At 62.3% G+C, this 24,901-nt stretch carries 15 protein-coding genes; 8 read left to right on the plus strand and 7 right to left on the minus strand.

The genetic code is table 11. The features are described from left to right. Positions 1 to 708 precede the first annotated feature (708 nt). Genes ACYQ11_RS00555 through ACYQ11_RS00565 form a run of 3 tightly spaced genes read left to right on the plus strand, consistent with a single transcriptional unit; the run spans position 709 to position 4,096 of the window. Positions 709 to 1,194, plus strand: a complete 486-nt coding sequence (locus ACYQ11_RS00555) for a pyridoxamine 5'-phosphate oxidase family protein (RefSeq protein ID WP_459921780.1) — start codon at positions 709 to 711, stop codon at positions 1,192 to 1,194. An 18-nt stretch (positions 1,195 to 1,212) separates the two neighbouring features. Next, positions 1,213 to 3,042, plus strand: coding sequence for a UbiD family decarboxylase (locus tag ACYQ11_RS00560; RefSeq protein ID WP_459921781.1), 1,830 nt, complete (start codon positions 1,213 to 1,215; stop codon positions 3,040 to 3,042). Continuing rightward, positions 3,029 to 4,096 carry a KamA family radical SAM protein gene (locus ACYQ11_RS00565; protein WP_459921782.1) on the plus strand — a complete coding sequence of 356 codons (1,068 nt, stop codon included), beginning with the start codon at positions 3,029 to 3,031 and terminating at the stop codon, positions 4,094 to 4,096. Before ACYQ11_RS00560 ends, ACYQ11_RS00565 begins: the two co-directional genes overlap by 14 nt. Positions 4,097 to 4,108: 12 nt before the next feature. Here ACYQ11_RS00565 and ACYQ11_RS00570 read toward each other — a convergent pair whose 3' ends face one another. The 6 genes from ACYQ11_RS00570 to ACYQ11_RS00595 form a co-directional block, all read right to left on the minus strand. After that, positions 4,109 to 4,474, minus strand: a complete 366-nt coding sequence (locus ACYQ11_RS00570) for a response regulator (RefSeq protein WP_459921783.1) — start codon at positions 4,472 to 4,474, stop codon at positions 4,109 to 4,111. 18 nt (positions 4,475 to 4,492) lie between these two features. Beyond that, positions 4,493 to 6,007: a hybrid sensor histidine kinase/response regulator gene (locus tag ACYQ11_RS00575; protein ID WP_459921784.1), complete on the minus strand. Its 1,515-nt coding sequence runs from the start codon at positions 6,005 to 6,007 to the stop codon at positions 4,493 to 4,495. A 145-nt stretch (positions 6,008 to 6,152) separates the two neighbouring features. Further along, positions 6,153 to 7,319 (minus strand): metallophosphoesterase, encoded by a 1,167-nt coding sequence (locus ACYQ11_RS00580; RefSeq protein ID WP_459921785.1) that lies wholly within the window; start codon positions 7,317 to 7,319, stop codon positions 6,153 to 6,155. 82 nt (positions 7,320 to 7,401) lie between these two features. After that, complete coding sequence (locus tag ACYQ11_RS00585; RefSeq protein WP_459921786.1) at positions 7,402 to 8,478, minus strand: radical SAM protein; 1,077 nt, start codon at positions 8,476 to 8,478, stop codon at positions 7,402 to 7,404. Then, positions 8,475 to 9,398 carry a TIGR04222 domain-containing membrane protein gene (locus tag ACYQ11_RS00590; protein ID WP_459921787.1) on the minus strand — a complete coding sequence of 308 codons (924 nt, stop codon included), beginning with the start codon at positions 9,396 to 9,398 and terminating at the stop codon, positions 8,475 to 8,477. The genes ACYQ11_RS00585 and ACYQ11_RS00590 overlap by 4 nt, the downstream gene beginning before the upstream one ends. Positions 9,399 to 9,419: 21 nt before the next feature. Further along, entirely contained in the window at positions 9,420 to 10,490 is a 1,071-nt protein-coding gene (locus tag ACYQ11_RS00595) for a DUF5057 domain-containing protein (protein ID WP_459921788.1), read from the minus strand. A 323-nt stretch (positions 10,491 to 10,813) separates the two neighbouring features. On the opposite strand from ACYQ11_RS00595, the gene ACYQ11_RS00600 reads away from it, so the two are divergent. Beyond that, complete coding sequence (locus tag ACYQ11_RS00600; RefSeq protein ID WP_459921789.1) at positions 10,814 to 12,676, plus strand: sensor domain-containing diguanylate cyclase; 1,863 nt, start codon at positions 10,814 to 10,816, stop codon at positions 12,674 to 12,676. On the opposite strand, the gene ACYQ11_RS00605 is transcribed toward ACYQ11_RS00600, so the two are convergent. Beyond that, positions 12,650 to 14,641, minus strand: a complete 1,992-nt coding sequence (locus ACYQ11_RS00605) for a 3-hydroxybutyrate oligomer hydrolase family protein (protein ID WP_459921790.1) — start codon at positions 14,639 to 14,641, stop codon at positions 12,650 to 12,652. The two genes, ACYQ11_RS00600 and ACYQ11_RS00605, sit on opposite strands and share 27 nt — an antisense overlap. A 226-nt stretch (positions 14,642 to 14,867) precedes the next feature. Here ACYQ11_RS00605 and ACYQ11_RS00610 point away from each other — a divergent pair, with 226 nt between their 5' ends. The 4 genes from ACYQ11_RS00610 to lon all read left to right on the plus strand — a co-directional run bounded on the left by ACYQ11_RS00610 (position 14,868) and on the right by lon (position 24,651). Then, entirely contained in the window at positions 14,868 to 16,418 is a 1,551-nt protein-coding gene (locus ACYQ11_RS00610; RefSeq protein ID WP_459921791.1) for an HD domain-containing phosphohydrolase, read from the plus strand. A gap of 274 nt (positions 16,419 to 16,692) precedes the next feature. Beyond that, on the plus strand, positions 16,693 to 17,166 hold the full coding sequence (locus tag ACYQ11_RS00615; protein WP_459921792.1) for a universal stress protein: 474 nt from the start codon (positions 16,693 to 16,695) through the stop codon (positions 17,164 to 17,166). A gap of 191 nt (positions 17,167 to 17,357) precedes the next feature. Then, positions 17,358 to 22,130 carry a response regulator gene (locus tag ACYQ11_RS00620; protein WP_459921793.1) on the plus strand — a complete coding sequence of 1,591 codons (4,773 nt, stop codon included), beginning with the start codon at positions 17,358 to 17,360 and terminating at the stop codon, positions 22,128 to 22,130. Positions 22,131 to 22,254: 124 nt separating this feature from the next. Continuing rightward, positions 22,255 to 24,651: an endopeptidase La gene (gene lon / locus ACYQ11_RS00625; RefSeq protein WP_459921794.1), complete on the plus strand. Its 2,397-nt coding sequence runs from the start codon at positions 22,255 to 22,257 to the stop codon at positions 24,649 to 24,651. Positions 24,652 to 24,901: the final 250 nt, after the last annotated feature.

Consider the following 24,901-nt stretch of genomic DNA (forward strand, 5'->3'; position numbering starts at 1 on the left):
TCGTAAAAAGCTTCACAGGCCACGAACGGCCACATATTCGAAAGGAAGAGTGTTAAATCGCTTTGTTGCCAAGCTACCGGGGCATTGGGACCAAGGCAACTGCATGTCGCATTCGTTCACGTGCATGTTCACGTGCACGAGCACGTGCACGGTAGGCCGAGACCTGTTCGACCGCCATCGTGAACGTGCGCGTGCTCGTGACCGTAAACGTGAACGGCATGAATCCGTCAGGCAGGAGAGGCCCATGTGTTTTATAGATCATTCATGCGATTGGATAGGTATTGGGCCGTCTTTGAAAAAACTTAGACGATTTTTTGCGCCCCAAGGGGCGGGGTATCAAACCCGAAGCTGAGCAATAATTATATCATAAATTCAGTATGATAATTCATGTATTGCCATGATACTTCCTTAGAAGTCCGATTTTAAGCGTTACGCGTCATCCCTCGTCACTGCGGCGTACCCTAAGTACGCATCATTCCTTACGGATTCGCAAGCCTTGATCTCGAACATTTTACAAAGCCGTCTGAAATTCTACTTTTTACGAGTTCATCACCCTTGGCAATCGCATCTATGATTGGCGGATGCCTGCCCCCGGTCCTGTTCGTTCTTAAGGAATCCCTTGCAATCAGGGCCATGGGCCGTTATAATCGTCAAACATTCTATCGATCCCATTCCAATCCCATCCCAAGCGACAGGGAGAATACGCTCGTGGAGAACGCCACATACGAAATCAGCAAAAAAGCGCTGGAGCTTCTGCATTCCCAGCACATCATCACCCTGGGAACCTGCGACGGATCCCAGCCCTGGGTGTCGCCGCTGTATTACGTCCTCAATTCCGGGGCCTTTTATTTTTTTTCCAATCCCGACTCCCGTCATATTGTTCACGGGCTGGGCGACGACCGGGTGGCCGCCTCGGTCCACGAAAATTCCTCCGGCTGGTCGGACATCCGGGGGGTCCAGATGATCGGCACCCTCAGCGAAGCGGGGTTCGACATGGCCTCCACCGCCGCCTACGCCATCTACATCAGCCGGTTCAGCTTCATCCGGGACATGGGGCGGGCCATCTCGCCCATCAGCACCTTTGCCGCCATCGAGGCCTCGTTCAAGGTCAAATGGTACAAATATCTGCCCAGCCGGGTCTATTATCTGGATAACAGCATTCGCTTCGGGTATAGAGAGGAGGTTGATCTCTAACCCCACGGAGCGAGCGTCATGATATACCGAAGTCTGAAGGAATGCGTCACCGATCTGGAACGCCACGGCCGGCTGGTCCGGATCGACCGGCCGGTGGACCCTTATCTCGAAATGGCCGAAATCCAGCGGCGGGTCTATGAAAACCAGGGCCCGGCCGTGTTCTATCCCAGTGTCATGGGCAGCCCGTTTCCCGCGGTGTCCAACCTGTTCGGCACCCTTGACCGGTGCCGGTTTATTTTCCGGTCCACCCTGTCCCGGGTCAAACGTCTGATCGCCGCCAAGGCCGATGCGGCCGCCGTCCTCAAGGCGCCGTGGAAGCATGCGTCTCTTCCCCTCACCGCTCTTTGCGCCCTGCCCCGGCGCTGCTCACGGGGGCCGGTGCAGGAGGGCACAACCACCCTGTCCAGCCTGCCGCAGATCGTCTCCTGGCCCGACGACGGGGGCGCCTTCATCCTTTTGCCCCAGGTGTATTCGGAAAGCCCGGTCCGGCCGGGCATCATGCATTCCAACCTCGGCATGTACCGGGTGCAGATCAGCGGCAACGACTACGTTCCCGACCGGGAGGCCGGGCTTCACTACCAGATCCGGCGGGACATCGGCATTCACCATGCGGAGGCTTTGGCCGCAGGACGGGCCCTTCCGGTCAGCATCTTTGTGGGCGGTCCCCCGGCCCATACCTTCGCCGCCGTCATGCCCCTGCCCGAAGGTCTGCCCGAGGCGGCCTTCGCCGGGGCCCTGGCCGGACGGTCGTTCCGTTACATCCGGAAAAACGGCCGTGTGCTGTCCGCCGATGCCGATTTCTGCATCACCGGCACCCTCAGCATGACCGACACCAAAGACGAGGGCCCCTTCGGCGACCATCTGGGGTATTACAGCCTGAGGCATCCCTTCCCCTATCTGACGGTGGATGCGGTTTACCATCGGAAAGACGCCGTCTGGCCCTTTACCGCCGTGGGGCGGCCTCCCCAGGAAGATACCTGTTTCGGCGCGCTGATTCATGAGATCACCGATCCCATGGTTCCCGTGACCCTGCCCGGGGTGTCCGCCGTTCACGCCGTGGACGCCGCCGGGGTCCACCCGCTGCTTCTGGCCGTCGGCAGTGAACGCTACACGCCCTATGACAGGCGTCGGCCCATGGAACTGCTGACCCAGGCAAACGCCATCCTGGGCTTCGGCCACTGCGCCCTGGCCAAGTACCTGATCATCACGGCCCGGGAGGACTGGCCGAATCCGGACATTCACGATATCCCGGCTTTTTTCAGACATGTGCTCGAACGGATCGATTTTGCCCGGGATCTGCACTTCCAGACCCGGACCGTCATCGATACCCTGGACTATTCGGGGACGGGCCTCAATCAGGGTTCGAAGGTGGTGATGGCGGCCGCCGGAGACAAAATCCGGGACTTGGCCGTCCGTGTTCCCGAAACCCTTTCCCTGCCCCACGGTTTCGGCCGGCCGGTCCAGGCCCTGCCCGGCGTGCTGGCCCTCGGCGCGCCGCCCTATACGGACGAAAGCGTCGCGAATGCCGACATCGCCCGTCTTGAAGAGGTGCTTTCCCAACAGGAGCTGACCGGTCAGCCCCTGATTATCCTGACCGAAGACAGCGAGTTCGCCGGGCGGACCCTTGCAAACCTGCTCTGGGTCACCTTCACCCGGTCCGATCCGGCCCGGGACATCCACGGGGTGGGGGCCTTTATCGAGCGCAAACACTGGGGCTGCAAAGGGCCCCTTGTCATCGACGCCCGGCTCAAGCCCCACCATGCCCCGCCCCTTATCGACGATCCGGCCGTGACCCGTCGCGTCGACGAACTGGGCAAAAAAGGGGGCTGTCTTCATGGCATCATCTGAGAGGAAAAAGGATGTGACGACCCGTCACTGGCAGGACCTTCTCGCAGAAAGCGTGGTGAGTCCGGCGCCGTTAAACGCGGTGTTCGGCCGGGATCTGTCGGACCGGAGCGCGGTGATTGTCAGGTACCCCATGCGGATCAATCCCTACTATCTGTCGCTGATCCGCGATCCCGACGATGCCCTGGGCAGGCAGGCCGTTCCCGATCTGCGGGAACTGGAGGGTCCCCTCACGGCGGATCCCCTGGATGAGACGGGCCAGTCTCCGGTTCCGAACCTCATTCACCGCTACCCGGACCGGGTGGTCTTTCTCGTGTCCGACACCTGCGCCATGTTCTGCCGGCACTGCATGCGTAAGCGCAGCATCGGCCGGGTCGCGCCGATCCCCCCCTCGGACACCCTTGCGGCGGGCATCGATTACATCCGGCGAACCCCGGCCGTCCGAGACGTGATCCTGTCGGGCGGCGATCCCCTGATGCTGCCCACGGAAACCCTGGACAAGATTCTGACCGGTATCCGCAAGGCGCGCCATGTGGAGATCATCCGGATTCACAGCCGCATGCCCTGCACCCTGCCCATGCGGATCACCGACCGTCTGGTCCGGATGATCGCCCGGCACCATCCGGTTTTCGTGAACACCCATTTCAATCATCCGGACGAGATCACCCCCCAGGCGGCCCGGGCCTGCGCCCGTCTGGCCGATGCGGGCATCCCCCTGGGCTGCCAGACCGTGCTGCTCAAGGGCGTCAACGACGATCCGGCGGTCATGCAGGCCCTGATGCGCAAGCTCCTGACCATCCGCGTCCGGCCTTACTACCTCCACCACCCGGACCCGGTGGCCGGAACCGCTCATTTCCGCCCCTCCGTCGAAACGGGACTGGCCGTGATCCGGGGCCTCCGGGGCCACACCTCGGGCATGGCCGTGCCCCACTACGTCATCGACCTTCCCGGCGGCAAGGGCAAGGTCCCCCTCTCCCCCTATGCGGTGTCGAAGCTCCCGGATAACATGATCCGGGTGGAGAATTACCTCGGCGACCTGTGTGATTATCCATTATAATCCGAAAGGACGTCAGGCCAGAACCTCCGCCACGGCGGCGAGCAGGGCCGTGCGGTCGATGGGCTTGGTGAAGGTGCGGATCGCGCCGAAGGTTTCGGCGAGGTTCAGGTAGCTGTCGGGTTTGAGGCGGCCGCCGCCGGACATGGCGAAGATGGTGACATCGGGCGAGCTTTTGATCAGTTCGGCGATGGTTTCGATGCCCTCCCTGACCGGCATGATCAGGTCGGTGATCACCAGCCTGGCGCCCTCGCGGGCGTAGAGCGCGAGCCCCTCGTCGCCGTCGGCGGCCGTGATCACCTGATAGCCCCGGCGTTCCAGAAGCTGTTTGAGCATGGCGCAGAGCTGGGTGTCGTCGTCAATGATCAGAATATCGGCCATGATGGCGTCCTCCCTCTATCATGTGGTTAACAGGCGTCCGATGGTTTCGGCGATTTCATCGGCCAGGATGGGTTTGTTCACAATGGCCCGGATGCCGGACTGGGCCACGTTCCGGTCGGAAAGGTCGATGCCGTAGCCGGTACACAGCACGATGGGGATATCCGGCCGGATGCGCAGCATCTGGGCGGCCAGGTCCAGGCCGTTTAGATCGGGCATGTTCATGTCTGTCAGCACCAGGTGAAAGGCGTCCGGATCGGCCCGGAACCGTTCAAGGGCCGCAAGGGGGCTGCTCACGGCTTCGACCCGGTAGCCCATGCGTTCAAGCAGATGGGAGCCCAGCTTGAGGATGGGCGTTTCGTCGTCGACAAACAGGATGTGCCCCTCCCCGTGGGCCAGGGTGGTGGTCACGATCACCGGTTTACCCTCGGTTTTTTCCATGCAGGGCAGGAAAATCTCGAAGCTCGATCCCTTGCCCGGTTCGCTTTCGGGATGGATCCAGCCGGAAAGTCCGCTGACGATGCCGTGGACCATGGGGAGCCCCATGCCCACCCCGTCGCCCTGGTCCCGGGTGGTGAAAAAGGGCGTAAAGGCCCGTGAAAGCACATCGGTACTCATGCCGCGCCCCGTGTCCCGGACGGTCAGCCGGATGTGGGGAGAAAAGGGGGCGGCCCGACGGGAGGGCGGCAAGGCGTTGGGGTCGGTGACATCCTCGAGGGCGACGGTCAGGGTCCCGCCGTCGGGCATGGCCTGACCGGCGTTGGTGCACAGATGGAGAATCATCTGATGGATCCGGGCCGGGTCGGCATAGATCAGCTCTTCGCTTTGCAGATCAAGCCGGATGTCGATGGCGTCGGGCAGTGAGGCCCGGACCATTTTCATCGTGGCCAGGACCTGGGTTTTCATGTGCAACGCCTCGGAGAGAGCCCCGGACTGACGACTGAATTTCAGCACCTGCCGGATCAGATCTTTGGCCCGGTTTCCGGCGGTCAGTACCTCGGTGAGGTTGCTGTAAAGCAGGGTGTTTTTTGGCGCATCGTCCAGGGCTAGTTCGGCGTAGCCCATGATCGAAGCAAGAATGTTGTTGAATTCATGGGCGAATCCTCCCGCCAGGGTGCCCAGGGCTTCCAGGCGTTCGGCGTGAAGCAGCTGGAATTCCAGCTGTTTTTTCAGTGCCAGGTCCCGGATCATGCCCACGGCGTACCATTGGTCTGCGATCCGGACCGCCCCCAGGGTCAGTTCGATGGAAAATTCGTGGCCGTTCCGGTGGATGGCGAAAAGATCGAGAACCTTGTTGACGGCGGGCCCCGTGCCGTGACGGACGAAGGCGTCGAACCCCTTGCGGAACGCCTCGTGGTAACGTTCCGGCGCGATCAGCCCATGCAGGTCCCGGCCCAGGACGTCCTCCGACGACCAGCCGAACATGGCCTCGGCGTTCCGGTTCCAGAACGCGACCCGTCCTTTTGGGTCCATCATGATGAAGGCGTCCTTGATGGTCATGACGATGCGGTCAAGGCTGAGGCTTGTGTCGGTCACGGCGGCTTTCCCCCGGTGCGGGTCATGGTTCAGGAGCGTGAAGGCTTCGAATCGTATCAGGGTGTGATGCGGATCATATTACACCCAAACCCCGGATCAAGTCAAAGAAAAGCATGCCCACAGCCCATGCGACGGACCCGAGGCCTCAGGCGGCCGTCAGAATAAGGCGGGTGATTTCCGAGGGGGCGCCGAGCCGCATGGGCGGGCCCCAGTAGCCGGTGCCCCGGCTCACGTAAAGCAGGGTGGGACCGTGGCGGTACAGACCGGCCATGAAGGTCTGGTTGAGCCCCACCACGACGGTCCAGGGGAAGAACTGGCCGCCGTGGGTATGGCCGGAGATCTGAATGTCGAATCCGGCCCGGGCCGCCTCAAACACCCCCATGGGCTGATGGGCCAGAAGGATCTTCACGTGGGCGTCCGGGGCTCCTTTCATGGCCCGGGCCGGATCGCAGACATGGTCCGGAATGAAGCGATCCGCGAAAAGATCGGGAACCCCGGCCACCAGAAGCCGTCCCTCACCGGATTGGATCAGCCGGTGCTCGTTGGTCAGCACGGTGATCCCCATGGTTTCCAGGTGGTCGATCCATTCCCGGGCGTTGAAATAATACTCGTGGTTGCCCGTGACAAAGAAGGTGCCGTGGGTGGAGACCAGATCCTGAAGGGGGGCGGCGGCCTCGCCCAGATGAATCACGCGGCCGTCGGCCAGATCGCCCGTGACGGCCGTCAGGGAGGGCGAAAGGGCGTTGACCCGCCGGACGACGTCTTCGAGAAAGGGCCGTCCGATGGTGGAACTCAGATGGATGTCGCTGATCTGGACGATGGAAAATCCGTCAAGGTCCGGATGCAGGCCGGCAATGGGCAGGCGCACCTCCCGGACGGCCGGCTGCCGTTTCGCTCCGAACAGACCCGCCCCGCCCAGAACCAGGGTGCCGCCGGCCAGCGTCCAGGCGGCACTTTTTTTGAGAAAGACACGGCGATCCGGATCGGGCCGTCGGGGACGGGCCTCCCTGCCGCCGATGCGACGGATCAGAACGAGGCTCAACATCATCAGGTCGGTGATCACCAGAAGGGTCAAAAGAAAGGAGCACAGTCCGATGCCCAGGTACCCGAACCAGGCCAGGCCGTCGACCAGGGGGCCGGCCAGCCCACGGACCTTCAGGGTCAGGGTGCCCACCACGGAGGCCACCACCGATACGAGCAGGCCGAGCACCAGATACCGGTGGGCGGGTTTTTCGCACAGATGCAGGGTAAACCGTGCATGAATGTACACCAGTCCCAGAATCAGGACGCCGGTGAAGAAAATGAGAAACATGTCGGATCCTTCCAGGGGAAAACGCGTTTTTGGCACAGGGCTCGGGTTGACGGTTTCAGGCTACAGGTTCCCGGCCGGGGGATCAAGGCTTTTCTGCATGGGTGACGCCCTGGAGGAAGGGCCCCGGACAGTCCGGGTCCCGGATCAGGGGGTCATTGAAGCGGGCAAAGGACAGGCAGCGCAGCCCGCCTTGGCAGAGGGTCAGATAGACGCAGTTTTCGCAGCCCTTCGGAACCGCGCGTCTGTTTCGAAGGCCGATTAGGACATCGTGACGGCGATAGATGTCTTCAAGGGGCGAGGCATGGATGTTTCCCAGGGACAGGGGCATCCGCCGGCAGGGCCAGACGGTGCCGTCGGGGCCGATGGCCAGAAGGCCGCTTCCGGCCCGGCAGCGATAGGGGCGGCCGCCTCCTTCCAGAAACTGGAGGGCCCGGTGCATGGCGAGGGTGGTGCGGGGATAGATCCGGTTCCAGAGTGAGCGCCGGTGGCGGGCCATGGTGCGGTGAAAATCCTGAAGCTCTTCGGCGGACAGGGGGCGGAGATCCGGTCCTTCGGCCCGGCCCCGGGGCAGCAGCCGGTCGGCCCAGACCGTGCGCACCCCTAAACTCCGTGCCAGGCGAAGCACCCGGCCCAGGCTGTTTTTGTTTTCCCGGTGGACGGTGAAGGCAAAGACCACCGGGATCCCCTGCCGGATCAGATGGGCGGCTCCCTGCCGGGCCGCCCGGAAGCTGCCCGGTCCCCGGATGTGGTCGTGAATCGCTTCGGGACCGTCCATGCTGATCTGGACGCTGTCCGGGGCATGCCGCTTGAGGGCACGGGCCACGGTCCCGTCGATGAGGGTGCCGTTGGTCAGGATGGACAGGCCGAACCGATGACGGTGGGGCTTAAGATGGTCGAGGAGGGCGAACAGGTCGTCGCGGATCAGGGGCTCGCCGCCGGTGATGCTCAGGTGAAGGCGACGGGGCGGCGGGCTTTGCCGGCTGAGAAAATCGAAAAATCGCCGAATTGCGTCAAACGTCCGGAAAAGGTCCGCCGTATCGGGCTCGGCCGGGGGCAGGGCGTCCTGGTAGCAATGGCGGCAGGAAAGGTTGCAGCGTTCGGTCAGGTGCCACTGGACCTTGAATCCCGATCCGTCGGCGCGGGGCGTCCGGGGGCTCAATCACAGCCTCCGCACCCGCCGCCGCAGCCCCCACCCCCGCATCCGCTGCCGCAGCCGTACCCCGTATCGTCGGATGATCCGGACGCCGCGCCTGCCGATTCGGCCAGGGCCGCGGGGTCAAAGGCCCCATGAAAGAGGGCAAAGGCCGTAAGACCGGCCAGAACTTTGGGGCCGAACAGGGACAGGGGCAGGGCCGGATCGACGCCTTCGGGCAGGTCGCCCCGGGTCATGGCGTCTTCCATCCAGGCGAAATGAGACCGGGCCTTGGCAAGAAACCGGTCGCCCAGACGGGTTCGCGACCGGGGCAGGGGGCGCAGAACCGTGTAAAGGACATAGAGGACGACGACCATGAGCATCAGGAGAAACCCCACGGGCCGGTCATGGACGATGCCGTGGATCACCCGGCGGATTCCGATTACTCCCATGCCGCCCACGGTCAGACCCATGATCAGGCGGATGCGGAAACGGTCGTCCATGCCCCGTAAAAGGCCGAGGGACGTAAGGGCCCGGTCCGCGTCCGACAGATGCCGGTCCACCTCGTCAAGCAGGGCCTGGTCCCTGAAAAGATCCCCCGGCACCGCAGGGGTCTTCAGATGCTCATAGACCATGCGATCCAGGGGGTCGGTCAGGGTTGGCCCCTTGTTCTTTTTTCGTTTGAGGGTGGGCCGGGGGGAGGTGTCCCGGATCGTCGCGGCGCCGGCCTCGATCAGCCGGAACACCGAAAGCCGGAGGGCGTCTTTACGGCCTCCGGCAAGCACGGCCGTCTCCAGCGGAGACAGCCGGGAGGGTTCGGGCAGGGGACGCCTGAGGGAGCCGTCCAGGCGGATCAGCAGCGTGCCGAGGATTCCCGCCGCAAGGCCCAGCAGCAGGTAAAGGCCCAGGAACATCGGGCCGGACATCGAAGGGAGAAATTCCGTCACGGGTCACCTCAGGTGAAAGGATCAGGCTGAAAAATCAATCTGCTGTACCGTGCCCGCGCCGCCGCCTTCCTTCAAATAGATGCCGGTTTTCCGGATACGGCCCTGAAGGGCGTTGTCGGCATCGGTCAGGTCGAAGTCCGTGTCGGCCCGGCCCAGGTAGATGGCGCCCACCTTGGCCTCCGCGAGGCCGGTGAGGAGATCCGTGCCGTTCTCGCGCCGCCAGAGGGCCAGCTTTCGGTAGATCGCGTCGTTTTCGTCGATCCAGCCGTTGGCATCCTGGTCATGGACGGCCAGTTCGGCGAAACCGTCGCCGCTCTGGGGTCCGAACAGTTCCGTTCCGTTGGTGATCCGTCCGTCGGCGTTCCGGTCGAAGACCAGAAAACCGCTGCCCGGGGCCAGGGTGTGGAGGGTATCGTTTTTACCGTCGCTGTCAAGATCGAATTCGAAGGTCAGGTCCTCGAGCTCGGCGGCGCGGCCGTCGTAATTGATCACCAAAGGATCGATCAGGGGGGCTCCGGCCGTGACGGTCAGGCGTTCCTCGCTGAAATATTCCCGGCTCATGGACAGATTCACCGCAAAGGAGATTTCCTGGCCGTCGGCGGTCCGCACCGTGCCTGTGGCGGCAAAATCCGTCTGTTCGTATTCGTAATGGGAGGTATAGCGTGTGTAGCTCATGCCCCATTCCTGTTCGGCCGGGGCCTCGGCCTGCGGAGCGCTTTCAGACTGGGGGCCCGCCTCAGCGGCCGTTTCCGGGTCCTTCCACACATGGGTCAGGGAGATTTTCCGGCCGGTGATCGATTCGATCATCCGTTTGAGGGTCATCAGCCGGGCGTCGAGTCCCTGCTCCTCATCCGTTGCAGCCGGGGCTTCCGCCGTCGAAACAGCCGGGCCGGAGGGCGCCTGGTTCCGGGCGCTTGCCCGGGAGAGGCTCACGCGGTCGGCGACCTGCGCCGTCCGTCGGTCGGCCGCGCTGCCTGCGGCCCGTCCCGGACGGGCCGGGGTTCCCCATTCCTTCAGTTCTTCGTGTTCCTGATCGTGCCGCCCGTACACCCGTCTGGCGGCGAGGGCGATATCGTGGCTTGCAATTTTCATGGGACCATCCTTTGTTGGGTTGATCGATCGGCATCCTTGCCTGGGGCGGGCGGACACGAAAACCGGGCGGCATACCGGAGGGGTGCGGGCGGAGAAGACGGGGTTGCGTCCACGGAACCTTGCCAATTTTATCGGCTGAAGGGACTGTTTTATTGAGCTTTTTCTTGCGAAAAAAAAACAGAGATTTTATACACAGGCAGACACGATCACGGGGGGACATGATGACGCGGTGCAAAAAACCATCAGGCCGGATGCTTGGCTTATTCCTTTTCTGTTTTTTCGGTGCCCTTTGGACCGGCGCCGGACAGACGGCCTGGGGAAACGTGATCTCCCTTGATCGGAACACCGACCACCTGCTCCTGGGAAGCCGGGTCGAGATGCTCGAAGACCGGACCGGCACCCTCAGCCTTTCGGATGTTCTGGCCGACGACCGGAACCCGGGCTGGTTCATGGCCGAAACCGACACCATCAATTTCGGGTTTTCCGATTCGGTGCTCTGGCTGAAAGCCACCCTCAGAAACGTGGAAGCCGAGCGCCTGTCCCGCCTGGTCGAGATCGCCTACCCCATTTTGGACTCCATCCAGGTCTTTGTGGTGCGGCCGGACGGTCAGGTGGAATCCTGCCTGATGGGCGACAGCTTTTCGTTTTCGGCCCGCCTGATTCGCTACCGGTCCTATCTGGTCCCCCTGGACCTGGCTCCCCTGGAAACCGTGGACCTGGTGTTTCGTATCCGAAGCACCTCTTCCATGCAGATCCCCCTTGACCTTTTCTCCATCCGGGCCTTCATCGAAACCCGGCAGCTCAGGACCCTGGGATACGGCATTTATTACGGGATCATGCTGGCCATGATTCTCTACAATCTGTTCGTGTTCATTTCCGTTCGCGAGGCATCCTACCTTTACTACGTGTGCTATGTCGTTTCCATGGCGCTTTTCCTGTCCTGCCTGAACGGATTCAGCTTCCAGTACCTGTGGCCGGACTGCCTTATCTGGAACGACAAGGCCGTGGCCGTCAGCATTTCCAGTCTGGTCCTTTTCGGGCTCCTGTTCACCCGGATCTTCCTCGATCTTCCCGGCAACAAGCCCCGGATGAACCAGTGGAGCATCTATCTGGTGATCTTTCTGGGCGTGCAGCTGCTGCTCTGCTGCGTGCTGCCCTACCGGAGCGTGATCCATCTGGTGATTCTCAATGCCCTGGTGATGATCTTTTTTTCGCTGTTCGCCGGGATTCTCCGCTGGATCGACGGATACTCGGCGGCCCGGTACTACACGGTCTCCTGGCTGGTGATGCTGGTGGGAGGGCTGATCATGGCCCTGAACAAGCTGGGGATTGTCCCGCGAAACTTTCTGACCGAAAACACCCTGCAGTTCGGTTCGGCCATCGAGGTGATTCTTCTGTCCTTTGCCCTGGCCGATCGCCTGAGCATGGAAAAGTCCAACAGGTACAAGGCCCAGAAGGCGGCCCTTGCCAGCGAGAAGCGGGCCCGGATGGCCCAGGCCAAGGCCCTGGAAATGGAGACCCTGACCCGTCAGGCCCGGGAAGAGGCCCTTCTGATCCAGAAACAGGCCAACGAGAATCTGGAAAACAACGTGCGGCTGCGCACCCGGGAGCTTGAAATCGCCAACGCCCGCCTGCGCGAACTGAGCACCACCGACAGCCTGACCGGCCTCAAGAACCGGCGGTATTTCAACGAGATCTACTACAAGGAATACACCCGGTCGATCCGGGACAAAAGCCCCTTGTCCTGCCTGATCATGGACATCGACCATTTCAAACGGATCAACGACACCTTCGGTCACCTGATCGGGGACGAATGTCTGAAAGCCGTGGCCCGGGCCATCCGGAAACAGCTCCACCGGGACAATGATTTTCTGGCCCGGTACGGCGGGGAAGAGTTTTGTGTGCTGCTGACCGGTACCGGTGCGGCCGGGGCCATGCAGGTGGCGGAAAAGATCCGGCTCTGCGTGGAGAGGCTTCAATTCACCGTGGGCGGGCAAGCCGTTCCCCTGGCCATCAGCCTGGGGGTGGCGTCGGAAACGCCCGATCACAAGAAAAACGCCGAGAGCCTTCTAAACAAGGCCGATTCGGCCCTGTATCAGGCCAAGGCCATGGGCCGGAACCGGGTGGCCCTGTTCGGACCCGATCCGGATCAGGGGGCGTCAGTCGGGAATGAACAGGGCGTTTGATTCGAAACGGATCCGGTTTTCCGGGGCCGGCGAATCGGCGATGTCCGGCAGGTCGTCCCGGTTCGCGTCCGGACGGATCACCTGATCCGGGGGCAGGGGGCGGCCGGTCTCGAGGTGGTCGACCATGCGGTCAAGGGCCCGGCGGTAGTAGACGAGAAGGGGCGTCAGCCGCATCGGGTGATCGCAGCGCTCCGTGTCGGCGTACATCATGTTCAGGGCGTCCACATGCTGGGCCTGGGTGACCTCGTAATACCGCAGTAGGCTCCGACTTTTTTCCGCCAGGCGGTTTGCGCCCACATAGGGGCGTGAGGCGTGGTTGACGGGAATCACCGCGTCGGAACGCCCGGTGACGATGACGGCCGGGCAGCCCCTGAGATTGCCCGAGACCCGAACCGCCTCCATGCCCCGCCTCACCCGCCGGTGGAGGCGTTCTTCCTCGCCAAAAAGCGCTCGTCCCTGTTCGTCGATGCCGATGACCAGGCGGCGGAGGGACAGGGCACCGTCGAGGTTCAGGTCCTCCCGGCCCGTGGACGGCGACAAAGATTGGCGGTCTTCCCGGGGGCCGTCCGGATCACGATCATTGATCAGGGCGACGGGCCCGAGGGGCGGAATGCCGCTCTGGTCGGAAAACAACAGGGCCTCTTCCTTCTCTGAGAGGGGCCGGGGCCGTCCCCGGCCGTCAACCGCTGAAAAACTGTAGCCGGAAAGGTGGTCCAGAACCGAGGCGCAGGCGTACTGGGATACATAGGTCACGGCGATGCTCCGGTACACGTTCAGGGCGTCGTGGGAGGGCATGAAAAGGGCCTGGTCGGGCAGGATGCCCGAGGACGAAAGGATGCGAGAGGCCTGGCGGGCCATGGATTCCATGCTGCCTGGGGCAAGAAGGCCCTTGTCTGCGAGGGACAGGCACCGGTTTTCGCAGCGATTCCGGGTCAGCCCGAAATGCCCCGGGCCCAGGGGGGCTAAGGCCGCCTCGGGAGCCAGGGAGGCGCAGGGCTGGAACAGGTTGAACAGCGTGACGTAATCGATCAGGTGCCGTGAGTGATCGGTGAGGGGCGGTGCCGACCCGCACATAATGGCCAGGTCGTTCCGGTACATCGGGGTCACATTGGGTTCGGACACCGCCAGGGCGTCGATGCGGTTTTCCCTGTCCTGCTCCCGGGCCATGATCGAGGCCAGTCCCCCGTTGGAGATCCCGGCGGCGATGACCCGAAGCCGGGGGCGGATGCCCGGATACATCCGGTCAAGGAGAAACCGGGCGACGTCGATGGCCTGCAGCACCATGCGGCCCCAGTCTTTCTGGGCATTGAGCCCCGCGTGGGCGTGCTTGACGGCCAGGCGAAAGGGCCGGTTTCGGCTGTGCCTGCTGATCTGTTCGCGTGTTGCGGCGGTGAAGGTCGATCCTGCCCCGGCCCGGTCCGCGTCGTCCCACAGGCCGTCGATCAGGCAGACCCGGTTCGGGTCCAGATGATGGTAGCCCACGCCGGTGCCCTTGTCCGTATACACCACGGCGAATCCCCGCTGGAGAGCCCATTCCCCCACCACGCCGACGGCGCCGTAAACCCCCCGGGACCCCGACGAGGGGGCCGCGATCAGAAAGGGTCTCCTGCTGTCGAAATGACGGGGGACCTGAAGCATCACCGTCACCCGGCCCTCCATCAGCGCCAGAAATTCCAGCCCGGCGATCCGTTCGGGCGATCCGTAGGCCGCGCCCGGGCCGTAATCCCTTCCGTACCAGGGCGCCGAGAGGTCCGCCAGGGCGCGATAATTCTGCCGAAGGGTCCGTTTGCGGATGTCCTCGGACCGGGGGCGGTCGGGATTGGGGAGAAACGGCGGTTCGGGCCGTCTCAGCCCCTCGCGGCCTGCTCCGCCGCTGAGCAGGTCGTCGGTAATGCCGTCGTATTCCCGCTCGACGGCTTTCCCGCCCACGATAAAGGGCAGGGGGATGTCGTGGATGCGTGCCATGGCGTGCCTTCCGAGGTGTGGGTTGCAACGGTTTTTTAGATGGTGCGATGGATGCAAACCAGTATACAGGGCCGGAGAAAAACCTGTCAATGCCCGGTTTTAGAAGCGTTTGAAAGAAAAAGAAAAACAGTGTTTTTCCGTCCTTTTCATACGCGACGGCTTGTGATAAAAATACCCTTTGTCGATCACGACAGATCACACGCGCGCGTTTGAGAGGGAAAAAGGTATGGCCCGCATCACCGTCATTTCGCCCACGGGCAGACAGATATTCGAACTCGGACACCACAATGCCGTCGGACGGCATTCGGAAAACACCATACAGATTCTCGACCCCTCGGTGTCCAAGATCCACTGCATGATTACCATCGACCGGAACCGGACCTGTACCATCGAGGACCGACACAGCACCAACGGGACCTATGTCAACAACCGGCGGGTCAGGGAGGCGACCACCCTGTTCGACGGCGATGAAATCCGTCTGGGCAACATCTTTATTCTTTTCGAGACCGAAAGCCAGGACCCGTCGCGGATGGTGGAAATCGGCGATGAGGACGAGGGCCTGTTCAGCACCACCATGCCGCCCCAGGCCGAAACCCGTTTCCTGTCCGAGGACCGCATCACCAACGAGCGCGACCTGAGGGCGGATTACGAAAAACTGCGGGTCACCTATGAGCTTCAGAACGAGATGAACCTGGAGCGGGACATCGCCAAGACCCTGGACCGGATCCTTCACCGGACCTTCGAATTTCTCGAATACGACCAGGGCGTGATCCTCCTGGTCGACAAGGACGGGGAGATGAAACCCCACAGCTACAAGAGCCGACGGGGGGATGAACGGCTGAGGATCTCGTCGACCCTGATCCGCTATGTCCGGGACGAGAAAACCGGCGTGATCTCCACGGACGTGCCCTCGGACCAGCGGTTCAACATCGCCGAATCCATCATGCTCGAGGGAGTGAAATCCACCATCGCCGTACCCATGATGATCGACGAGGAGATCCTGGGCATCATGATCCTTTATTCGCTGGAAATGACCGACGCCTTCACCAGCAAGGATCTGGGCCTGATCACGGCCATCGCGGGCCAGGCCGCCAGGATCATCAAGAACGCCCTGCTCCACGAGGAACTGCGCCTGTCCTTCGACAGCTCCATCCGGACCCTGTCGGCCACGGTGGACGCCCGGCATCCCCTCACCGCCGGCCACTCCGAGCGGGTCACGGAAATTTCCCTGATGATCGCCCGGAAAATGATGCTTCCCGAGCAGGAGCTGAGGGTCCTGAGGCTGGCCACCCTGATGCACGATATCGGAAAAATCGCCGTGCCCGACGAGGTGCTGCTGAAAAACGGACGGTTTACCCCCGAGGAAAAGGCCGTCATGGATATTCATCCGCGAAAGACCCGGGAAATCCTGGAAAATTTCTATTTTCCCCAGAACATGGAAACGGTGCCCCTCATCGCCGGATCCCATCACGAGAAAATGGACGGCAGCGGGTATCCCCTGGGTCTCAGGGGCGACGAGATTCCCCTGGCCTCGCGGATCATGGCCGTGGCCGACATGTTCGACGCCCTGACCGCCCGGCGGGATTATCCCAAATACATCGATGACCGGACGATCAGCTACGAACCCCTTCCCCTCACCACGGTGATCAGTATCATCCAGGGTGACGCGGGAACCCGCTTCGACAGCCAGGTGGTCGAGGCGTTCATGGCCTGCCTGCCGGAAATCACCGAAAGGTTCAAGGATGTCCACCTGGCCCCCACCGACGCCGCCGTCTGAGCTGAAAACCCGCCCCGCAGGCCGGCCAATGCCGTGAACACCGGTTTAGCGTTTCATGGCATTGATCAACGACAAAGATCCTTTTTTATCCATGCCGTTTTCGGGTGCCATTCCCGAAGCTAAGGGTTCACCGGCTTTCCGGCCATTGGGCAGCGCTCCCACGACTATCGTCATCGACTCCTTGCCTTTGACGTGGGGATTGGCTATAATCAATGCACTTTCACGCCTTTGTTCCTGAACGGGAGTTCAACCTCATAGCCAAAGGAGCAACACCATGACCATCAAAACCATCGCCTGCTGTACCGACTTCTCCGACAACGCGGAAATCGCCTTTCAGGCCGCCCTGGAAATGGCGGAGAAATTCGATGCCGCCCTTCATGTGCTGCATGTGCTTCCCCAGCCGGTCAATCCGATGATTTCGGATTTCGAAGTGCCCCTGATCGGCGACGCCATGCCCCAGGCCTCCCTGGATGCCCAGAAAACGCTGATCCTCAAGATGGAAGAGAAGATGGAAGAGACCTTCGGCAAACGGATGGCCCATCTGTCGGAGCGCAAACTCGTGATTCTGGACGGGCACGTGTCCACGGAAATCATCACCTACCTCGAGGAAAACAACATCGATATGGTGGTTTTGGGGTCTTACGGATTCAGCGGTATGGGTCTGGTGATTTTCGGGAGCGTGGCCAAGCGCGTGGCTCACAAGGCCCACTGCTCGGTCATGATCGCCCGGGAGAAAAAAGAGGCCTGACGTGCCCCGGGCTGTTTTCCTACCTTTTTCGGTTCAAGCGCCCCCCGGCTGCGCCGCCGTCAGGAGAGCCTTTTTCCCGGCGGCCGCCGCATGCCCGGATTCCGGCCAGGGTCCATGGCCGCGATGACGGGCGGGGCAATCATACACGTAAAGAAACGTGACGATCCGTCGTGACATCGGGATACCGGGAAATGAAAAAACAACCATCGGCTTTGCTGTGGATGCTCGGGCTTGCGTTCGTCGTGGTGCTTGTCGGCGCGGCCCTGACCCTGAAGGAGATGGATCGGACCCTCGGCCGTCTGAAAGCCCGGCGCATCGAGCAGGTTCGTCAACTTGTCGAGACGATGAACGCCCAACGGATCCGCACCTTTACCGGCACGCCTGACGATTATAAATCGGAAGGATATCAACGGATCAGGCGTCAGCTGGCCCTTGTCGGCAACCTGACGCCGGGCTGTCGGGCCCTTTGTCTGATGGGCCGCCGTGATTCGGGGGAAATGGCCGTCTATGTAAACGGGACTCCGGAAGAGTTTCTGGCGGAGGGCCGCTTTGAGGCCGATTTCTCACGGTATCAGGCGGTGCTCCGTCGGGTGTATGAAACCGGCAGGCCCATGATCGCAGAACCCTCGGAAGACCGGTGGGGACGCTGGCTCTGCGCCTTCGCTCCGATCAGGGAACCGGCGGGCGGTGCCTGCGTGGCCGTGCTGGGCATGGAAACCTCCGTCCTGGACTGGGAGCGGTGCCGGTGGGTCGCCGGGGCTCCCGCCATGGCGGCCGCCCTGTCGATGCTGATTATTCTGGCGGCCGGCGGCGTTCTTCTGAACCTGAGATCGCACAGACCCGGTTTCGCCGGCCGCCGGCTCCGGTACGGCGACATGCTGATGGTCATCGCCGTCGGGACGGTTATGACGGCATATGCCGCCTTAACGGCCCACCGCCGGGAACTCGAAACCCGGCACCAGGACTTTGTCCAGGTGGCCGACGGCCGGATTTCATCGCTGGTCGAACGGATCCATGATGTGGGTCGCATCGAACTGGAAGGGCTGGCCGCCCTGGTCCATGAAACCGGGGCTCTTTCTCCCGGTGCCTTCAGGCGGTACACGGCCCATGTGAGCGGGCATTCGGCGGTGAGATCCTGGGCCTGGATTTCAGCGACAAACGGTGACGGGAAACACCCCTCGTTTCCGGTTTCTTTTGTCGAACCGGTTGCGGACCCGGGCCTGAAACAGGGGCTCGACCTCGGGACCGATGCGGCGAGCCGGTCCGTTTTGGACGAGGCGGCCCGATCGGGCCTTCCCACCCTGACCCTCGCTCCGACCGACAATGACCGGGGCACGGTCCGTCCCACCCTCTGGGTTTTTCGTGCCGTGTATGATGTCCCGGCCCGGGACGATGGGGGCCGCGTTCTTCGCGGCTTTGTCCTGGCGGTGATGGATCCGGAGGCTCTGATCGGCCCCGCCGGGGATGAGCGGCTGATCGATCTGGCTGTCCGGCTGGTCGAACCCGATGGGTCCGTACGCACCCTTGGGGCCCCGTCGGGCGGTTGTTTTTCCAGGGAATCCGGAGCCCCTGCCCTAAGCCGGCCCCTGCCCGCCTTTGGCCGGGTCATGACCGTCGAGGCCCATGCCGGCGAAGACTTCCTCCGGCTGCGGCCGGTTCGGGAAGCCGTGCGCATGGGCGTGACCGGTTTTTTGATGACCGCCGCCCTGGCCGCGGTGGCCCTGCTTCTGACCCGGCGTCGTGAAAAGCTCGAACTGCTGGTGGCCGAACGCACCGCCCTGCTCAACGAGCGGGAGCAGGAATACCATCAGCTGATCGAACACGCCATCGCCGCCATCGCCACCCACGAAATCGTGCTCGATGACGGGGGACGGCCGGTGGATTACATCTTTCTTTCCGTCAATCCGGCCTTTGAAACCCACACCGGTCTGACGGCGGATCAGGTGATCGGCCGCAGGGTCCGGGAGGTGCTGCCCGGCATCGAGAAGACCCCGTTCATCGACTTGTACGGCACGGTGGTGTTGACCGGAGAGCCCGTGAGTGTCGATCAGTATTCCGAGGCCCTGGACCGCTACTTTTTTATCCACGCCTACCCCCTTGGCGGGCGCAGGTTCGCCACCGTGTTTTCCGATATCACCGACAGGAAAAAGACCGAAATAGAATTGCGTGAGTCCAAAGAGCGCCTGATGGCGGTCCTGAACAGCATCGACGCCTTTGTGTACGTGATGGATTTCGACACCTACGAGATCTTGTTCGTCAACGATTACGGACAGAAGGTCTGGGGAGATATTCTGGGACAGACCTGCTATGAAACGCTGCATCATTACGATGAGCCCTGTCCCTTCTGTCAGAATGACCGTCTGAGAGATGAGATGGGACGTCCCACGGGGCCCCAAGCCCGGGAATACCTGAACCGGAGCAACGACCGCTGGTACGATGTCCGGGAATACGCGGTCGAATGGGTTGACGGCCGCCTGGTGAAAATGCACATCGCCCTCGACATCACCGAGCGCAAGCAGGTGGAGCGGGCCCTTTCCGCCAGCCGTGAACAGTTCGAACTGGCCGTGCGCGGATCCAACGACGGGATCTGGGACTGGGACCTGCGGGAGGGCAGTCTGTTTTTGTCGCCCCAGTGGAAACGGCAGCTGGGCTATGAGGACGGGGAGCTGCCCAACCGGTTCGAATCCTTTACGGACAATATCCACCCCGACGACAAAAACCGGGTGATGGACACGGTCGACACCTATCTGGCCGGAACGGAGCGCCGTTACGAACTGGAATTCCGGATGCGTCACAAGGACGGCACCTACCGCTGGATTCTGGCCCGGGGCGAGGCGGTGCGGGATGACGAGGGTATTCCGGTCCGCATGGCCGGGTCCCACACCGACATCACCCGGAGCAAGGAGGTGGAAGAAGAACTGCGCGAGATCAACACCAAACTCGAAGAGGCCATTGCCCGGGCCAATGATATGGCCGTGGCGGCGGAGACGGCCAGCATGGCCAAAAGCGATTTTCTGGCCAACATGAGCCATGAGATCCGGACCCCCATGAACGGGGTCATCGGCATGACCGGCCTTCTTCTGGACACGCCCCTTTCCGTGGAACAGCGCCGTTACGCCCAGACCATCGCGGCCAGCGGGGAGTCCCTGCTGGCCCTGATCAACGACATTCTCGATTTTTCCAAGATCGAGGCCGGGAAGCTCACCCTCGATACGGTGGATTTCGACCTGACCGTGCTTCTGGAGGACGTGGCGTCCGCCCTGTCGATCCGCTTCCATGAAAAGGGCGTGGAGCTGATCTGCTCGGCGGATCCGGAGGTGCCTTCCCGGCTTCGGGGAGACCCGGGCCGCCTGCGTCAGGTGCTGATCAACCTTTCGGGCAACGCCTTGAAATTCACCCATGAGGGCGAGGTGGAGATCCGGGTCTCGGTGGACGGCGAGCGGGCCGAGGGGGGGCGCGTGTCTCTGCGTTTTACCGTGCGGGACACCGGCATCGGCATTCCCGAAGACAAACAGGCCGTCTTGTTCGACAAGTTTACCCAGGTCGATGCCTCGACCAGCCGTCAGTACGGCGGCACCGGCCTGGGGCTGGCCATTTCCCGGCAGCTGGTCGAGCTGATGGGCGGCCGGATCGGTGTGGACAGCAAGCCCTGCCGGGGATCGACCTTCTGGTTCACCGCGGAGTTTGAACGGGGCTCCGGTCCCAGCGCCGAGGACGTCCCTGAGCTGGAGGGCCTTGCCGGGGTGCGCGTGCTGATCGTCGACGACAACCAGACCAGCCGAAGGATCCTGACGGCGCGGATGATGTCCTGGGGCATGCGGCCCCGGGAGGCCCGGGACGGGGCCACGGCCATCCAGGCCCTGTATGCGGCGATGGACGAGGGGGATCCCTACCGACTGGCGGTGATCGATAAAACCATGCCGTCTCTGGACGGGGAGGCCCTGGGCCGGCTGATCTCGGCCGAACCGGGCTTTTCGGACCTCCGAATGGTGATGCTCACATCCATGGGCGTCCGGGGAGACGTCCGGCGTCTGGCCGAGCTGGGCTTTTCGGGATACCTGACCAAGCCGGTTCGCCCCCGGGAGCTCCAGGGCGTGTTGAGCCTTTCGTTGAGCGGAGCGGCCTATGCCATGGAGCCGCCCCTTGCCACCCGGCACCAGGTGCTGGAACAGCCGCCCCGGTTCGACGGGGGCGCGGCCCGGATTCTCCTGGCCGAAGACAATCTGACCAATCAGCAGGTGGTCCAGGGGATGCTCGAGCGACTGAATCTTAGCGCCGATGTGGCCGAAAACGGCCGGGCGGCCGTTGAGGCCCTGGACCGCCAGGCCTACGACCTGGTGCTGATGGACTGTCAGATGCCCGTGATGGACGGGTTTGCGGCCACCCGGGAGATCCGCCGGAGGGGGCATGCCCGCCTTCCGATCATCGCGCTCACGGCCCATGCCATGCAGGGCGACCGGGAGGACTGTCTGGCGGCGGGGATGAATGATTATCTGTCCAAACCCCTGTCCACCCGGGCCCTGGTGACGGTTCTCAATACCTGGCTGCCGGACAGGCCGGCGGCCGGCGATGGGCCGGAGCAGGTGGAGGCGGGCGCAGCCGGGGCAGCGGAGCAGAGCCTTTCGGTCTGGAACCGAAGGGCCATGCTGGACCGCCTGGACGGAGATGAAACGCTGGCGAAAACCGTTGTGGACAGTTTTCTGTCGGATGTTTTCGATCAGCTGGACCGCCTTAAAGCCCTGCTCGACGACGGTGATGCCGCAGGCGCAGAACGCCAGGCCCACACCCTGGCCGGTGCCGCCTCCATCGTCGGCGGCGACGAGGTCGAAACCCTGGCCCGGGCCATGGAAGTCGCCCTGAGGGAAGGGCGCCCGGTCCACGGAGAAACGGCCCTTCGGGATTTAAACGACGCCTGCCGGCGGCTGGTTCAGGCACTGGGCGATTTATCCACCCTGTCGGAGTGAAGAGGGCCTTTCCTCAAAAAATGATCCGTTGCGGTTGAAATACGTGATTTCGACATCATATTATAGAAACGTTTTGACGCTGCGTCACACTCACGGATGATTCACACCGACAAGGAGCAAGGCCATGAGCGAAAGCAACGAACCCATCACCCCAGAAATCGTCGAAGATGAAGACAACGCCCAGACCTCCGGATTGATTTCCGCCCAGAGCTTCGCTCCGGACCGCATTTACCTGCTGCCCATGTCCGGCAGGCCCTTTTTCCCGGCCCAGGTTCAGCCGCTGGTGGTCAGTGAAGAGCTTTGGGACAGCACCATCACCCGGGTCGAAAACACCGACCACCGCATGCTGGGGCTGGCCTTTGTCCCCCGACGGCATCAGGACGAACCGCTTGGCATCGATCATTTTTCAAAAATGGGCTGCGTGGTGCGGCTGCACAACATCAAACGGGAAAGCGGCAAGATCCTGTTTGTGGCCGAAGGACTTCGACGGTTTGAGATTCGTGAGTTTCTCACCGCAGAGATCCCCTTCCTCACCCGGGTCGACTATCCGGTCAGTGAAGATTCGGACCGGGACCGGATCAGGGCCTACGCCATGGCCATCATCAACACCATCAAGGAACTGCTGCCGCTGAATCCCCTGTACGGCGAGGGGCTCAAGGACTACCTGACGCGCTTTACGCCCAACGAACCCTCACCGTTGTCGGATTTCGCGGCCACCCTGACCACGGCCACCGGCGAGGAGCTTCAGGCCATCCTGGAAACCGTGCCGATCATCGCCCGCATGGAGAAGGTGCTGGTTATTTTGAAAAAAGAGCTGGACGTGGTCAAGCTCCAGAGCGAGATCACCCAGGAAATGAACCGCAACGTCAGCGACAACCAGCGCAAGTTCTTCCTGCGTGAGCAGCTCAAGATCATCCAGAAGGAACTGGGCATCGCCAAGGACGACCGTACCGCCGACATCGAGCAGTTCGAAGAGCGCCTGACCAAACTGACGGTGCCCGACCATGTGCGTGAACGGGTGGACAGCGAGATCCAGAAGCTGTCCGTGCTGGAAAAGGGGTCGTCCGAATACGGGGTGTCCCGCAACTACCTGGACTGGATCACCTCCATTCCCTGGGGTGTTTACTCCAAGGACAAGCTGGACATCAAGGCGGCCCGGAAAACCCTGGACAGGCATCATGCCGGGCTTTCCGACGTCAAGGATCGCATCATCGAATTTCTGGCCGTCGGTGTTTACAAGGGCGAGGTCTCCGGCTCCATCATGCTGCTGGTGGGCCCCCCCGGTGTGGGCAAGACCTCCATCGGCAAGTCCGTCGCCGACGCCCTGGGCCGAAAGTTCTACCGGTTCAGCCTGGGCGGTATGCGGGACGAGGCGGAAATCAAGGGCCATAGGCGGACCTACGTGGGCGCCATGCCCGGCAAGTTCATGCAGGCCCTGCGGGAGACCGGCGTGTCCAACCCGGTGATCATGCTCGACGAAGTGGACAAGATCGGGGCCTCCTACCAGGGCGATCCGGCCTCGGCCCTGCTCGAAGCGCTGGATCCGGAACAGAATAAAGATTTCCTCGACCATTATTTCGACCTGCGGGCCGATTTGTCGAAGGTGCTGTTCATCTGCACGGCCAACCAGCTGGACACCATCCCCCGGCCCCTTTTGGACCGGATGGACGTGACCACCCTGTCGGGCTACATCACCCAGGAAAAGGTGGACATCGCCAAACGGCACCTGTGGCCCCGGCAGCTGAAAAAGAACGGCCTGACCGCCAAACAGCTGAAGATCAGTGAACCGGCCATCCGCCAGATCATCGAGGGATACGCCCGGGAAGCCGGGGTTCGGAACCTGGAAAAGATGCTCAACAAGATTCTGCGCAAGGCCGTGGTCAAGATCCTCGAAGGCGAGGAAACCCTGGTGAACATCGGGACCAGGAATCTCGAAGACTACCTGGGGGCCCCTTATTTCCGCAAAGACCGCAGCCTCAAGGGCGTGGGTGTGGTCACCGGCCTGGCCTGGACCGCCATGGGCGGCGCCACCCTGCCGGTGGAGGCCACGACGGTCCACGACAAGGGCAAGGGATTCAAGCTGACCGGGAAACTGGGCGACGTGATGAAGGAATCGGCGGAAATCGCCTACAGCTTCATTTCATCCCACATGAAGGAGTTCAAGGGCAACAGTGATTTTTTCCAGAACGCCTTCATCCACCTGCACGTGCCCGAAGGCGCCACCCCCAAGGACGGCCCGAGCGCGGGCATCACCATGGCCACGGCCCTGCTGTCCCTGGCCTTAGGCCGGCAGATCCGCGGCCCCCTGGCCATGACCGGGGAGCTGACCCTGACCGGCCATGTGCTGCCCGTGGGCGGCATCCGGGAAAAGGTCATCGCGGCCCGGCGGTCGAAGATCATGGAGCTGATCCTGCCCTTCGACAACCAGAGGGACGTGGACGAACTGCCTGATTACATCAAAGAAGGCATCACCTTCCACTTTGCCGAAAAATACAAGGACGTGTTCAAGATTATTTTTTGAATGGGATTCGGGGCCGCCGTCGGCGGCCCCGACGCCTGTCTTCCCCACCCCGATTGACCCCTCCGGGGCGCCTTGACCGCCCTCTTTATTACTTTGCCGCAGCGTGAGAGTTTTCCCCCGGAACCCCCGGTTTAAACAAGGACATGGCACACGGCCTCAGGCTGTGTCTCGCCCCGTGCAGGTCCAGGCGATTGCCCCGTTTCAGGAAAAACCCGATCACCCGGGCGCAGACATGGGATTGTCCTTGACA

This window comes from Desulfatiferula olefinivorans (genome assembly GCF_054657895.1).